The organism is Streptomyces sp. NPDC046900, from assembly GCF_040644975.1.
Taxonomy (GTDB): domain Bacteria; phylum Actinomycetota; class Actinomycetes; order Streptomycetales; family Streptomycetaceae; genus Streptomyces.
In genome coordinates this window covers 71738-85118 of sequence record NZ_JBEYXD010000025.1, presented here as the reverse complement: position 1 = coordinate 85118, position 13381 = coordinate 71738, and the positions used below count along the sequence as shown (strand labels likewise).

11 protein-coding genes are annotated in these 13381 nt (G+C 71.3%); 6 read left to right on the top strand and 5 right to left on the bottom strand.

The features are described from left to right. Nucleotides 1-70: 70 nt before the first annotated feature. From pstS to ABZ904_RS24180, 4 genes are all read right to left on the bottom strand, one after another. Nucleotides 71-1204 carry a phosphate ABC transporter substrate-binding protein PstS gene (pstS, locus tag ABZ904_RS24195; protein ID WP_359403606.1) on the bottom strand — a complete coding sequence of 378 codons (1134 nt, stop codon included), beginning with the start codon at nt 1202-1204 and terminating at the stop codon, nt 71-73. 444 nt (nt 1205-1648) lie between these two features. Continuing rightward, nucleotides 1649-2065, bottom strand: coding sequence for an NUDIX hydrolase (locus tag ABZ904_RS24190; protein WP_359403535.1), 417 nt, complete (start codon nt 2063-2065; stop codon nt 1649-1651). A gap of 82 nt (nt 2066-2147) precedes the next feature. Next, on the bottom strand, nt 2148-3311 hold the full coding sequence (locus tag ABZ904_RS24185) for a CHAD domain-containing protein (RefSeq protein ID WP_361825437.1): 1164 nt from the start codon (nt 3309-3311) through the stop codon (nt 2148-2150). Continuing rightward, complete coding sequence (locus ABZ904_RS24180; RefSeq protein ID WP_359403529.1) at nt 3292-5574, bottom strand: RNA degradosome polyphosphate kinase; 2283 nt, start codon at nt 5572-5574, stop codon at nt 3292-3294. The genes ABZ904_RS24185 and ABZ904_RS24180 overlap by 20 nt, the downstream gene beginning before the upstream one ends. Before the next feature lie 361 nt (nt 5575-5935). On the opposite strand from ABZ904_RS24180, the gene ABZ904_RS24175 reads away from it, so the two are divergent. The 5 genes from ABZ904_RS24175 to ABZ904_RS24155 are packed head-to-tail and all read left to right on the top strand — an operon-like array spanning nt 5936 to nt 10407. Further along, entirely contained in the window at nt 5936-6475 is a 540-nt protein-coding gene (locus ABZ904_RS24175; RefSeq protein ID WP_359403526.1) for an RNA polymerase sigma factor, read from the top strand. Beyond that, on the top strand, nt 6472-7344 hold the full coding sequence (locus ABZ904_RS24170) for a zf-HC2 domain-containing protein (RefSeq protein ID WP_359403523.1): 873 nt from the start codon (nt 6472-6474) through the stop codon (nt 7342-7344). The genes ABZ904_RS24175 and ABZ904_RS24170 overlap by 4 nt, the downstream gene beginning before the upstream one ends. Further along, complete coding sequence (locus ABZ904_RS24165) at nt 7341-8210, top strand: ABC transporter ATP-binding protein (RefSeq protein ID WP_359403520.1); 870 nt, start codon at nt 7341-7343, stop codon at nt 8208-8210. The genes ABZ904_RS24170 and ABZ904_RS24165 overlap by 4 nt, the downstream gene beginning before the upstream one ends. Next, nucleotides 8207-9757: an ABC transporter permease gene (locus ABZ904_RS24160; protein ID WP_361825434.1), complete on the top strand. Its 1551-nt coding sequence runs from the start codon at nt 8207-8209 to the stop codon at nt 9755-9757. The genes ABZ904_RS24165 and ABZ904_RS24160 overlap by 4 nt, the downstream gene beginning before the upstream one ends. Further along, nucleotides 9745-10407: an ABC transporter gene (locus tag ABZ904_RS24155; protein ID WP_361825432.1), complete on the top strand. Its 663-nt coding sequence runs from the start codon at nt 9745-9747 to the stop codon at nt 10405-10407. Before ABZ904_RS24160 ends, ABZ904_RS24155 begins: the two co-directional genes overlap by 13 nt. Nucleotides 10408-10441: 34 nt before the next feature. On the opposite strand, the gene mshD is transcribed toward ABZ904_RS24155, so the two are convergent. Continuing rightward, nucleotides 10442-11380 carry a mycothiol synthase gene (mshD, locus tag ABZ904_RS24150; RefSeq protein WP_361825430.1) on the bottom strand — a complete coding sequence of 313 codons (939 nt, stop codon included), beginning with the start codon at nt 11378-11380 and terminating at the stop codon, nt 10442-10444. Between the two features lie 199 nt (nt 11381-11579). Between mshD and ABZ904_RS24145 the strand changes: the two genes are divergently transcribed. Further along, the gene (locus ABZ904_RS24145; protein ID WP_361825428.1) at nt 11580-13376 is read left to right on the top strand and encodes a bifunctional metallophosphatase/5'-nucleotidase; all 1797 of its coding nucleotides are present in this window, start codon (nt 11580-11582) and stop codon (nt 13374-13376) included. The last annotated feature ends 5 nt before the right edge of the window (nt 13377-13381 follow it).

Sequence of the window (13381 nt, the reverse complement as noted above, 5' to 3'; positions counted from 1 at the left end):
GCGGCTCCTGGCGGCGGTGCACCGGACGGTGCGGTCCGGTGCCCCGAGGGGACCGGACCGCACTCTCAAATCAGCTCAGGCCCTCGATGGTGGTGCGGACCTTGGAGATGATCGCGTCGGGGATCGGCGCGTAGCTGTTGTCGGTCAGCATCTTCTGACCGTCCTCGCTCGCGATGTAGCGCAGGAAGGACTTGGTGGCGGGCAGGGTGTCCGCCTTGTTGCCCTTGTCGCAGATGATCTCGTAGGTGACCAGGACCATCGGGTAGGCACCGTCGGCCTTGGTGTTGTAGTTCAGCTGCAGCGACAGGTCCTTGCCGGTGCCGACGACCTTGGCGTCGGCGATGGCCTTGGTGGCGTTGTCGATGTTGGCCTCGACCGGGGCGGAGGCGCCCGTGTCGATCTTGACCGTGGACATGTCCTTGGCGTAGGAGAGCTCGAAGTAGCCGATGGCGCCGGCGGTCTGCTTCACCTGCTGGGCCACACCCGCGGACTGCGGCGCGGACTGGCCACCCGGGGCCTGCCAGGCCTTGCCACCCTCGTACTTGCCCCAGACGGACGGGGCAGCGGCCTTGAGGTACTTGGTGAAGTTGTCCGTGGTGCCGGACTCGTCAGAGCGGTGGAACGCCTGGATCTTGGTGGAGGGAAGCTTCGCGCTCGGGTTCAGCTTCTTGATCTCCGGGGCGTTCCAGGTCTTGATCTGGTTGTTGAAGATCTCGGCGATGGTCTTGGCGTCCAGGACCAGGTTGTCCACGCCCGGCAGGTTGTAGCCGAGGGCGATCGGGCCGCCGACCATCGGGAGGTCGATGCCCTGGCCGCCGGTGCAGACCTTCTTGGAGGCCGCGACCTCTTCGGGCTTCAGCGCGGAGTCCGAGCCGGCGAAGGCCAGCTGGCCCTGGGTGAAGGAGGTCACACCGGCACCGGAGCCGCCGGCCTTGTAGTTGATCTGGGTCTGGCAGGCCTGGCTGAACTGCGCGACCCAGGCGTCGATCGCGTTCTTCTGCGCGGAGGAGCCGTCGGCGAGAAGCTGGCCGCCCTTGGCGTCGCACTTGATGGAGCTGGCGTTCGTCGACGACGAGGCGGAGGCGCTGCTGCCACCGTTCTTGCTGCCCGTGTCGTCGGAGCCGCACGCCGTGAGGGCCAGGGCGCCGGAGACGGCGAGAGCACCGAGGGTGATGGCCCGCCGGTTCATGCGCTGAAGCTTCACTTTCGGGAGTTCCTTCCAGTTGCCGCCGTCCTGATCGGCGGCGTGCGACGTTGTGGTTGATGCGGACGCGTATTTCCAGATCGCGTCCTCCATCAGGTAAGGCCGAAAGTAGGCAGATCAGGTGAAGCCGCTTATGGCCATAAGTGAACGCAGGGTGAACCCCTATAGACGGTGCGGTTAGATCACGGAACGCTTACATAAAGGACACAGGGTGATTCCGAGTGACACCCCGGATGCTCGTAACTCTACGCATCTGAGCAAGGTCATTCATGTCCGGAAGATCCCGATCACCGATGCGCTCTATGGCGCGCCCATGATGGTCCGGGCACGGTCCGTGATGGTGAACGCCGAGTGTCCAAGGGCGCCGGGCCGCGCTGCGGGGCCGCCCCGCCGCGGAGAGCGAAGGGCTACTCCGAATGCCGGGGCGGCCCTTTGCGAAGGCGATCACGTGAGGTTCAGTGCGCTCAGGAGGGCGTCGACCAGATCCCGGTCGCGGGGCTGAGTCAGGCGGTGACGGGCCGTGATCGGCGGGAGCCACAGGATGCGGTCCACCTCGTGGTTCGGGGTGAAGAAGCCCTCCGTCGCCTCGGCCGCCCAGTAGTCGACCTGCTTGGGGCGGCCGCCCGCCTCGTAGTGGGCGGCGGGCAGGGGGGCGCCGGGCACCGCGCCGTAACCCGTCTCCTCCTCCACCTCTCGCAGCGCGCCCGTGAGCGGGACCTCCCCGCGCTTGAGCTTGCCCTTCGGGTGGGACCAGTCGTCGTACTTCGGCCGGTGGACGAGACAGATCTCCAGTTCGCCGTCGACGGGGGAGCGGCGCCACAGCACACAGCCCGCCGCCCGGATGATGTCGTCCTCGGTCATGGAGTGTTCCGGCTCCTTTGCCTGCGGCGCGCCCGGGGGCGCGCCGTGCCGTCGTACGAGTGCCTGTCGCAGAACGCCGGACCTACGGAGTACCCACCGCCTGCCGCTGCCATGACTGCTGGAAGGCGTAGCGGGCGGCCTCCACCTCGTGGCGCTGGTCGGCGTGCAGGACGCCGAGGGCGTAGGCCGTCGCCGGGGCGATGCGCGGGGTGCGCGCAGCGGCGGCGGCAGCGGCGGCCGCCTCCGAGGCGTCCCGGTGCCGGTTCAGGGCCTGGCCCGCGGCCAGCAGTCGGACGTCGACGGGCGCCTCCCCGTACCCGCCGTGCAGCACCTCACGGGCGTAGCGGTGCAGCCGCAGCAGCAGCCGGACCTGATGCCAGGGGCCGTCCTGCGGGTGCGGGGCCGGGTCCGGGGACAGTCCGTAGATCAGAGCCTCCGCGTTGTACGGGTGGCCCGCGGTGACCAGCGGCAGCGCTGCCACCGCGTCGCACATGCGTTCCTCGGCCGCGGCGGCCAGCGGGCGCAGGTCGGCGCCGGCCGCGGCGGGCGTGAGCGGTACCTCGCTGGCGAGCACGGCGACGCTGTCCGCCACCGCGTGGAAGCGGCTCGACCCGAGGGCCTGCAGGGCCGCGGAGTGGGCGCGCGTCCGGGCCAGGGTCAGCTGGCGCTCCAGCAGGGCGCCCGCCTTCGCCGCGCCCACGGTCAGATTGCCGCGCTCCGGAGCGGCGGTCTGGGTGCGCGGTCCACCACCGGTGGATTCCGCGGCGCCCCCCGCCTGCGCCGGGAAGACCGAGGAGCCCGAGAGCCGGTGCAGCGCGAGGAGCAGCCGCTCGAGCCGGGCCGCGTACGCGTGCTCGCGGGCCAGCGTGCCGGACAGCCAGGCGAGTTCGGGTCGCATCTCCTCGGACCAGTCCGCGTCGAGGAGCGGGCGGAACGTGTGGAGCGTCCCGCTGATACGGCGGGCCGAGCGGCGCAACGCGAGCGCCGCGTCGCCGGAGTCGTCCGTTCCGCGCTCCTCCACCCGTGCCTCGGCTCGGGCGGGCGGACCACCGGCAGCACCGGTCTCCCGGTGCTGCCGCAGCGAGCGCAGGAACTCGGTCGCCTGAGCCCGCAGGTAGCTCGCGAGGACGTCCCCCGTGGGGATGCCGCCCTGCTCTTGGGGATCCCCCCGCTCCAGCGGAGCCGAGAGCCCGGCAGAGCGCCCGGCCGCGGGGTCGGTGTGAGGATCAAGGTGTTGCTGTGCCACGCCGGCGCCTCCGGGCGTCTATGAGCATCTCCTGGATGTTCCGCAGGGGCTGGCCCTCCGCGTCGGTGGCGTGCCGTGTCCACTCTCCGTCCGGACCCAGGTGCCAGGAGGAGGTCGTGTCGGACATACCGGTCTCGAGGAGCCGGTTGAGGGCCGCCCGGTGCGCCAGGTCGGCCACCCTGACCAGTGCTTCTATACGGCGGTCCAGGTTGCGGTGCATCATGTCGGCGCTGCCGATCCACACCTCGGGCTCGCCTCCGTTGCCGAAGACGAAGACCCGGGAGTGCTCGAGGAAGCGGCCGAGTATGGACCGCACCCGTATGTTCTCGGACAGACCGGTCACACCCGGGCGCAGCGCGCATATGCCGCGCACCCAGACGTCGACGGGGACGCCCGCCTGGGACGCGCGGTACAGGGCGTCGACGACCGCCTCGTCCACCATCGAGTTGACCTTGATGCGGACGTAGGCCGGACGCCCGGCCCGGTGGTGCTGGATCTCCTTGTTGATCCGCGAGATCAGCCCGTCGCGCAGGGACTTGGGGGCGACCAGCAGCCGGCGGTAGGTCTCGCGGCGCGAGTAGCCCGAGAGCCTGTTGAACAGGTCGGACAGGTCGGCGCCGACCTGCTGGTCCGCGGTCAGCAGCCCCAGGTCTTCGTACAGGCGTGCGGTCTTCGGGTGGTAGTTGCCCGTCCCGACGTGGCTGTAGCGCCGGAGCGTCTCGCCCTCCTGCCGCACGACCAGCGACAGCTTGCAGTGCGTCTTCAGGCCGACCAGTCCGTACACGACGTGGCAGCCGGCCTCCTCCAGCTTGCGGGCCCACTTGATGTTGGCCTGCTCGTCGAAGCGCGCCTTGATCTCGACCAGCACGAGGACCTGCTTGCCTGCCTCTGCGGCGTCGACGAGCGCGTCGACGATCGGCGAGGTCTCCGAGGTCCGGTACAGCGTCTGCTTGATGGCGAGCACGTCCGGATCGGAGGCCGCCTGCTCGAGGAACGCCTGTACCGAGGTCGAGAAGCTGTCGTACGGGTGGTGCAGGAGCACGTCCCGCTCCCGCAGCGCCGCGAAGATGTCGGGCGCGGACGCCGACTCGACCTCCGCGAGGTCGCGGTGGGTGCCCGCGATGAACTTCGGGTACTTCAGCTCGGGCCGGTCGAGGTTGGCGATGCCGAACAGACCGGTGAGGTCGAGCGGACCGGGCAGCGGGTACACCTCGGCCTCGGAGATCTTCAGCTCGCGCACCAGCAGGTCGAGGACGTACTGGTCGATGGACTCCTCGACCTCCAGGCGCACCGGGGGCCCGAAGCGGCGCCGCATGAGCTCCTTCTCCAGGGCCTGGAGCAGGTTCTCGGCGTCGTCCTCCTCGACCTCGAGGTCCTCGTTGCGGGTTATCCGGAAGGTGTGGTGCTCCAGCACCTCCATGCCCGGGAACAGCTCCTCCAGGTGCGCGGCGATGACGTCCTCGATCGGGACGTACCGCTGCGAGGAGGCCTCCAGGAAACGGGAGAGCAGCGGCGGGACCTTGACGCGCGCGAAGTGGCGGTGGCCCGAGACCGGGTTGCGCACGACGACCGCGAGATTGAGCGAGAGCCCCGAGATATAGGGGAAGGGGTGCGCGGGGTCGACGGCCAGCGGCGTGAGGACCGGGAAGATCTGGTGCCGGAAGAGCGTGAAGAGGCGCGCCTGCTCCTTGTCGGTCAGCTCGCTCCAGCGGACGATGTGGATGCCCTCCTCGGCGAGCGCCGGGGCGATGTCCTCCTGGAAGCAGGCCGCGTGCCGGGCCATGAGCTCGCGGGAACGGGCCCAGATCATCTCCAGCACCTCGCGGGGCTGCAGACCCGACGCGGACCGGGTGGCGACGCCGGTGGCGATGCGGCGCTTCAGTCCTGCCACCCGGACCATGAAGAACTCGTCCAGGTTGCTGGCGAAGATCGCCAGGAACTTCGCCCGCTCCAGGAGGGGCGTGTTCGGGTCCTCGGCCAGTTCGAGCACGCGCTCGTTGAACTGGAGCCAGCTGCGCTCCCGGTCGAGGAAGCGGCCCTGCGGCAGCTGGGCGCCCTCGGCCACCTCGTACGACGAGAGGTCGGAGTCGATGTCCGGTTCCAGCTCGGAGACCGTCGCCGGCACGGGGTGCGGGCGGTGCGCGGCGAGGGACCCTACAGAGGGTTGCTCATTCTGCACGTTCGCGCGGCCCGAGGACTCTCCGTCATGGTGAGTGGCGGGGGACGACGGGTGGGCCGGTGCCTGGGCGTTCTGCTGGCTCATATACCCATTGTTCCGCGCCGACCGGGTGATGGGCGCGTCGAAGCGACCGGGCGGCATGTCGGCGAAGGGACGCCCGCTTTCCGCACCGGCCCCGTTCTTCGGGGGCGGTGAGGGCTCTGGCACGGCGGCGTTCATTGGCCGAGCGTCGCAAGCCCGTCTGAATCAGCGGTTACAGCGACATGACGTGCGGGATAGCGCGGAGGGGCTCGCGGACGTCTACAGGCGGCGCTGCGGCGTACGGGAGAGCTGGAAGGGGGGCGCGCCGTGCCGATCCTGGGGCTCAGTGGGCACGGGCCGCCGCGCCACTGAAATTCTGCCCTGAAACGTGAACCGGTCGCGAGGGCTCGTCCGATGAAGGGGCGTGAGGGAAACGAGAAGTGACGGGGAGCTGCTGCGTGCCGCGGCAGACGGTGACCGCCACGCCTTCGAGGAGCTGTACCGGCGGTACGCGCCGTGGCTCACGGCACGGCTGCGCGGCCGGTGCGCCGATCCGGGGGTCGTGGACGACGTCGTGCAGGAGACGTTCCTGGCGGTCTGGCGCGGCACCGCGCGCTACCACGAGGACGGCGACGTGGCCGGCTGGATCTGGCGCATCGGCGCCCGGCGGCTGGTGGACGCGCTGCGCGGTGACGGCGCGCGCGGCCGTCTGCGCCAGACCCTGGCCAGGCTGCGGCACCGCCACGAGGCCTCGGCGGAGGAGCGCGTCCTGGCCGGAGTGGAGCACGGGGACCTGGCGGGTGCCCTGACCAGGCTCTCGCCCGAGCTGAGGGCCGTCCTCCAGGCGACGGTGATCGACGGGCTCAGCACCAGGGAGGCGGCCGTCCTGCTCGGCATTCCCCCGGGCACGGTCAAGACGAGGGCGCTGCGTGCGCGCAGGCGGTTGCGGGAGGAGCTGGCATGAGGGACGAGAAGCACGGCGCCACCGGATGGCATGCGGACGCCGACGATCTTCGCGCCTATGTACGCGGCGAGTTGGAGGCACCGCGGCTGTGGTCGGTCGACGCACACCTGGTCACGTGCGCGTCCTGCCGCGGGGCGCTTGCCGAGGTCGGCGACCCGCTCGCCCTGGACCGGGGCTGGGAGCGGCTGGACGCCGAGCTCGACGCTCCCCGGCCGGGACTTTTCGAAGGACTGCTCACGAGGGCGGGGGTCGCCGATCACACAGCGCGACTGCTCGCCGCGACACCGGTGCTGCGCGCCTCCTGGCTGGGGGCGGTCCTGCTGGTCCTGGTGATGACGGTGGCCAGCGTGTACGCGGCGGATTCGCCCGCCTACTTCCTGGCACTGGCCCCGCTGCTCCCGCTGGCGGGTGTCGCGCTGTCCTACGGCCCGGCCCTCGACAGGACGTACGAGCTCACTCTCGTCGCCCCGCTGCACGGCTTCCGCCTGCTCATGATCCGCACGGTCGCGGTGCTCGTCGCGAGCCTGGCGCTGAACGGGCTGGCGACGCTGGCCCTCCCCGGATACGGGCTCCGGGCCCTCGCCTGGCTGCTTCCCGCCCTGGCGCTGACCGCCACCGGGCTCGCGCTGACCGCTCGCTTGGGCCCGGTCCTCGCTCCCGCCCTGGTCAGCGGCGGCTGGGTCGCCCTGCTGGTGGTCGCCAAGGTGACCGCCAACGGCACGCCGGCCCCGTTCACCGGCGCGGGCCAGGGCGTGGCGGCGGCGGTCGCCGTCGTCGCGGCCGCCGTGCTGCACCGTCTGCGCGACAGGTTCGACGCCTCCCCGGCGCCCTCCCTGTTCACCGACTTCGTCAACAGGAGCACCTCATGACCACCGTTCCCACCGTCTCGGCCTCCGGCCTGACCCTGCGCTACGGCGGCACGGCCGCTCTGGACGATGTCTCTCTGCGTCTGAGTGAGGGGGTCACCGGGCTTCTCGGGCCCAATGGCGCGGGCAAGACGACCCTGCTGCGGGTGCTCGCCACCGCCGTGCCCGCCGACAGGGGCGCCTTCACCGTCCTCGGGCACGATCCGAACACGGCCGCCGGACGCCAGGAGGTACGGCGCCGGCTCGGCTATCTGCCGCAGAACCCGGGCTTCCACCCGGAGTTCACGGCCTTCGCGTTCGTCGACTACGTGGCCATCCTCAAGGAGCTGACCGACCGCGCCGCCCGTCACCTCGAGGTGCGGCGTGTGCTCGAAGCCGTCGACCTCTCCGATGTGCGCGGCAAGCGCATCAAGCGGCTGTCCGGCGGTATGCGCCAGCGCGTCGCCCTCGCCGCGGCCCTCGTCGGGGACCCGGGTCTGCTGCTCCTCGATGAACCGACCGTGGGCCTCGACCCCGAACAGCGCATGCGGTTTCGGGAGTTGATCGCGGACGCGGGCGAGGGTCGCACGGTACTGCTGTCCACCCATCAGACCGAGGACGTGGCCATGCTCTGCAACCGTGTGATCGTCATGGCCCGGGGCTGGATCCGCTTCGCGGGCACCCCGGCCGAGCTGACCGCTCGGGCGGCGGGCCGGGTCTGGAGCAGTACGCAACGGGACCCGGGCGCCCGCGCCGGCTGGCGCACGGGCCTGGGCACCTTCCGTAACGTCGGCGACCCTCCGAAGGGCGCCGACCTCCTCGAACCGACACTGGAGGACGGGTACTTGCTCGTCCTCGACGGGGAGCCCGCGGAGGTGGCGTCCGTATGAGCACGGTCCTCGACAAGGAAGCCCCGATGGTCCCCGCACCCACGCGGGCCGCTCGCACGTCGGCCTCCGCCGTTCTCGCGCTCGCCCGCCTCGAGGCGCGCGAACTCCTCTTGACCATCCCGGTGTTCGTGTTCTTCACGCTGTACGTCGGCTCAGCGGTCTGGAAGTTGCTCTTTTCCCGGGACGGCATGGACGACTTCCCGGTCTTCCACGACGCGGACCGTGCCACCCAGTCCGGCGCCATGCTCCTCGGTGTCGCCGTCCTCATGTGTGTGAACGTCGCTTCGCTCCGCTCCCGGCGCCATGGCACGGACCGGCTCTTCGACGTGCTGGTGATGGAGCGCTGGCAGCGCGCGGTGGCGCACACGCTGTCCGTCGTGCCGTTCGCGGCGGTCACCGCGGTGGTCGCCGCCGTCGAGTTCGGTGCCGCGGCGCTGCGGCCCGGGGCGGTCGGGCACGGATCGCCGGCCGAACTGGTGGTGGCGCCGCTTGTGGTGCTCCTGTCCGGAGTGCTCGGAGTACTCATCGCGCGGCTGTACCCCAGCACGGCCGGCGGTCCGCTGTTCGTGGTCGTGGGATTCGCCGCGCTCCTGGTCGCCTCCGCCGTCACCGGAGGGGAGACCCACTGGCTGACCTGGCTGGACCCGGTCGTCTCCGACCACGGCGCCTCGCCCATCCCCTCCGAGGTCCTGGGCCGCCCGGCCGCCTGGCACGCCCTGTATCTGGCGGGCCTCACGGCACTGCTGCTGGGCGTCACGGTCCTCCTGAGCGGCGGACGCACGCGCATGCTGAAGGCACTGACGGTCGTCGCGCTCGTCGCCACCGGCGCGGGGATCGCGGGACAGTCACCGAGCCACGAGCCCGCCCTGGCCGCCGCCCGCGCAAAGATGAGCCGTACGCCGGAGAAGTTCCAGTCGTGCGCGGTGTACGGCCGATCGACGTACTGCTCCTTCCCCGAGTGGACCGCCTGGCGGGACGACTGGGCGCGGGCGGCCGACCGGGTCCAGGCCCTCGCGGGCGGCGGTGCCGCAGGGGCGCGGATGACGATCCGCCAGCGGATACCGATGGTCTACGACCTGCACAGCGACTCCTCCATCGCTCCCCGGCACACACCGGGCGAGGTCACGGTGGGCACACGCTGGGGCGGCAATCGCATCCCCGAGTTCGCCGTCGGGGTCGCCTCCGTCCTCGTCGCCGGTGACGAGCAGGCGGCCTCCGGAATGTGCGACGCACGTGTGGTGACTGTCATGTGGCTGGCGCTGGCCGCGCAGGACGATCCGATGGCGGCGTTCCGCAGCGTCCGTGTGGACGGCGGCCTCGGGGACGCCGCCGTGGCGCTGACGCCCACCGACTCGCTCGCCATGAGTGCCGAACAGACCCGGATCGTCCGCGAACTGCTCAAGCGTCCGCGCTACAGCGTCACGGCCAGGGTGAAGGCGCACTGGACGGAGCTGACCTCCCCGAAGACAACGGAGGCGCGGGCGGCGGAGCTGCTCGGCGTACCGGGGGCCGAGGGGGCCGGGAACGAGAAGTCATGCCAGGGGTAGCGCAGAGGTACGCAGAGATCCGTGCCCTTCTTCCGCCGGTGTGGCGCTCCCTCCCCCGGCGCGTGCTCGGTGCCGCGGGCGGGCTGGGCCTCGCTTTCCCGGCCGTCACCCGGTTGGTACCCGGCGGTGCCGACGCAGGCTTGGCCCTTGCCCTCCTCAGGTCCGCCGCGGTCGCCTTCGCCCTGGGGCTGGCGTTCCTGCTGGACGACCCGGCACGGCAGATCACCGCGGTGGTGCCGGTCCGGCGGACGGTGCGGACGGGGCTGCGGCTGGCGCTGGTCGTACCGCAGGCCGCCCTCGGCTGGGGGGCGGCCCTGCTCCTGGTACCCGGGAAGATACGGCCTCCGGCCGCGGATGTCAGCTTGGAGGCGGCGGTGATCGCGGCCCTGGCGCTCGCCGGCGCGATGGCGGCCGTGCGGTTCACCGAGGAGCCGCAGCCGGGGCCGGGCGTGGCGGCGGCGCTGCTGGCGGGCACGGTACTGGCGGTGCTGCTGCCCGAGCGGTGGGCGCTGTTCGCCGCGGTGGGCGCCCCCGGCTGGGCGGCCCATCAGCGGTGGGCGGCACTCCTGGTGCTCAGTCTGCCGGCGGGCGCGGCGCTTCTGCCGGAGCCGACCGCGAGGCGCCTTCCACTGGTCCGGGCCCACCGCTGACACAACCGGGCGGCCGCTGAGGGCCGACCGCTCCTCACGTCTCCGTGCGGTACATCAGATCCGTCTCGTGGGTCGTGAAGCCGAGCCGCTCATAGACGGTGAGCGCCGCCTTGTTGTCCGCGTCGACATAGAGCATGGCGGTCGGCAGGGCCTGGGCAGCGAGGTGACGCAGGCCGATCGTGGTGAGGGCCCGGCCGAGGCCGCCGCCCTGGGCGCCAGGGCGGACGCCCAGCACGTAGACCTCGCCGAGCTGCTCCTCCGCGTGGACCTTGGTCCAGTGGAAGCCGATCAGCTCGGGGCCCCGCTCGCCCTCGCGTTCCGCCAGGAAGAAGCCCTGAGGGTCGAACCACGGCTCGGCCTTGCGGTCGTCGAGGTCGCGCTGGGTGAGAGAGCCTTGTTCGGGGTGGTGGGCGAAGGCCGCCGCATTGACGGCGAGCCAGGCCGCGTCGTCCTGGTCGGGCACGAAGGTGCGCACGGTCACGCCGTCGGGCAGTTTCGGCTCGGGCAGGTCGAGGTCGGTCAACGGGCGGCGCAGCTGACGCAGTTCACGAAAGAGGGAGAGGCCGAGAACCTGGGCGAGGTGCCGGGCGGCCGAGTGACCGCCGTGCGCCCACACCCGCAGTCGCTTGCCGGAGGTTGCGAGGAGCGCGGCGCCCAAGGCCCGGCCGTGCCCATGGCCGCGGTACGAGGGGTGCACGACCAGTTCGGCCGCCGGGGCCTCCACCGGGTCCGTGTCCTCCAGCTGCGCATAACCGACGAGCGTGCCGTCGACCGACAGCAGCAGATGGGACACGCCTTCCCGCTCACCGCCGCGCAGCTGCAGCCGCCCCTGTTCGGACACGGCCTGCTGGCCGTCCACCCGGGCGGCCTCGGCGAGCAGCGCGAGGACGGTCTCGGCTTGTTCGGGCGAGAGCGTCGTGACGGTCTCGAGGGAGCGGGGCAGTGCCGGGCGGTCGGTGTCGTCGCTGGTCATGGGTACGAGGGTAAGGGGAGGACCGGGGAAAGGGGAGGTAAAGGCAACCTGGTTGTAACCCCGAACCCCCTGTTGCGCTACGCGCGTTGACCCTAGGCTGCGCGGACCGCCGTCTTGGCACGCTCTTTACACAACGCGTGCGTCGGGGCCCGGCTGCGTGCGCCGGGCAGCACCCTGCGCACTTCACAGAGGGGGGCACATGCCGCCGATCTACCGGCACAGACGTCTTCACCGCATGCTGGGCGCCGCCGCGGGCCTGGCCACCGTCGGAGCCCTGGTGGCCGCGTTGCCGGCCGACGCCCACAGCAGTCGGCCCGGCCACGGTCACGAGTTCCCCGGCCGCTACCAGAACGTCCAGCTGCTGTCCTTCAACGACCTGCACGGCAACCTGGAGCCGCCGGCCGGTTCCTCGGGACGGGTCACCGAGCTCGAGAAGGACGGCACCACCAAGACCATCGACGCGGGTGGTGTCGAGTACCTCGCCACACATCTGCGGCAGGCCCGCAAGGACAACCCGTACTCCATCACCGCGGCCGCCGGTGACATGGTCGGCGCCTCGCCGCTGATCTCCGGGCTGTTCCACGACGAGCCGACCATCGACGCCCTCAACAAGCTGGACCTGGACGTCACCAGCGTCGGCAACCACGAGTTCGACGAGGGTGCCAGGGAACTGGCCCGGCTGCAGAACGGCGGCTGCCACCCGACGGACGGCTGCTACGACGACAGCGAGGAGTTCCAGGGGGCGAACTTCCCCTACCTCGCCGCGAACGTCACCGACGAGAAGACCGGCAAGCCGATCCTCAAGCCCTACTGGGTGTGGAAGAAGCACGGCATCAAGGTCGGCTTCATCGGCGTGACGCTCGAGGGCACCCCGGACATCGTCTCCGCGGAGGGCGTCAAGGGCCTGAAGTTCGGCGACGAGGTGGAGACGATCAACAAGTACGCCAAGGTGCTCCAGCGGCAGGGCGTCCAGTCGATCGTCGCCCTGGTGCACGAGGGCGGCGCGCCCGCGTCGGGCGCGTACAACTACGACTGCGACAGCCCGGGTGCGGGCGACGGCATCTCCGGTCCGATCGTCGACATCGCCCGGCATGTCACCCCGGCCGTGGACGCGCTGGTCACCGGCCACACCCACCAGGCGTACGTGTGCACGATCGACGACCCGGCGGGCCGCCCCCGCATGGTGACGTCGGCGTCCTCGTTCGGCCGGCTGTACACGGACACCACGCTGACGTACGACCGCTGGACCGGCGACATCGCCCGTACGGCCGTGAAGTCGGCGAACCACGTGGTCACTCGTGACGTCGCCAAGGCGGCCGACCTGACGGGCCTGATCAACAAGTGGAAGACGCTCGCGGCCCCCGTCGCCTCCCGGCCCATCGGGTACATCGCGGGCGAGATCGGCACCAGCGGCACCGAGTCCCCACTCGGCGACCTGATCGCGGACGCGCAGCTCGCGTACGCCAAGTCCCTCGACCCCAAGGCCGCCGTCGCGCTGATGAACCCCGGCGGCATCCGCGGGCCGCTCACCTACGCGGCGAGCGGTGGTGAGGGAGACGGTGTGGTGACGTACGGGGAGGCGTACACGGTCCAGCCGTTCGCCAACACGGTGAACCTGGTCGACCTGACCGGAGCCCAGCTGATCACGGCGCTGCAGCAGCAGGTCATCGGAGCGAACGAGGCCTCGCCGAAGATCCTGCAGGTGTCCGGCGGCCTGACCTACACGCTGGACCTGACGAAGTCGGGCGCCGCGCGTGTGGTCGTGGACTCGGTGAAGCTGAACGGCACGGCGATCGACCCGGCCGCCACCTACCGCGTCGCCATGAACTCCTTCCTCGCGGGCGGCGGCGACGGCTTCGCGGAGCTCGGCAAGGGCGCGAACGTGCTGGTCGGTGGCGACGACCTGGCCGCCCTCGGGGCCTATCTGACGGCCAACTCGTCGGCCGTGGCGCCCTATCCGGTGCCGGCGGCGGACCGGATCACCCTGGTGCAGTGACCCGG

What these genes read in the sequence shown, in the direction of transcription:
- ABZ904_RS24190 (WP_359403535.1), bottom strand. Translation starts at nt 2,065, where the DNA reads ATGACCGAGGACGACATCATCCGGGCGGCGGGCTGTGTGCTGTGGCGC.
- ABZ904_RS24180 (WP_359403529.1), bottom strand. Translation starts at nt 5,574, where the DNA reads ATGAGCCAGCAGAACGCCCAGGCACCGGCCCACCCGTCGTCCCCCGCC.
- ABZ904_RS24170 (WP_359403523.1), top strand. Translation starts at nt 6,472, where the DNA reads ATGAGGGACGAGAAGCACGGCGCCACCGGATGGCATGCGGACGCCGAC.
- ABZ904_RS24165 (WP_359403520.1), top strand. Translation starts at nt 7,341, where the DNA reads ATGACCACCGTTCCCACCGTCTCGGCCTCCGGCCTGACCCTGCGCTAC.
- ABZ904_RS24160 (WP_361825434.1), top strand. Translation starts at nt 8,207, where the DNA reads ATGAGCACGGTCCTCGACAAGGAAGCCCCGATGGTCCCCGCACCCACG.
- ABZ904_RS24155 (WP_361825432.1), top strand. Translation starts at nt 9,745, where the DNA reads ATGCCAGGGGTAGCGCAGAGGTACGCAGAGATCCGTGCCCTTCTTCCG.
- mshD (WP_361825430.1), bottom strand. Translation starts at nt 11,380, where the DNA reads ATGACCAGCGACGACACCGACCGCCCGGCACTGCCCCGCTCCCTCGAG.
- ABZ904_RS24145 (WP_361825428.1), top strand. Translation starts at nt 11,580, where the DNA reads ATGCCGCCGATCTACCGGCACAGACGTCTTCACCGCATGCTGGGCGCC.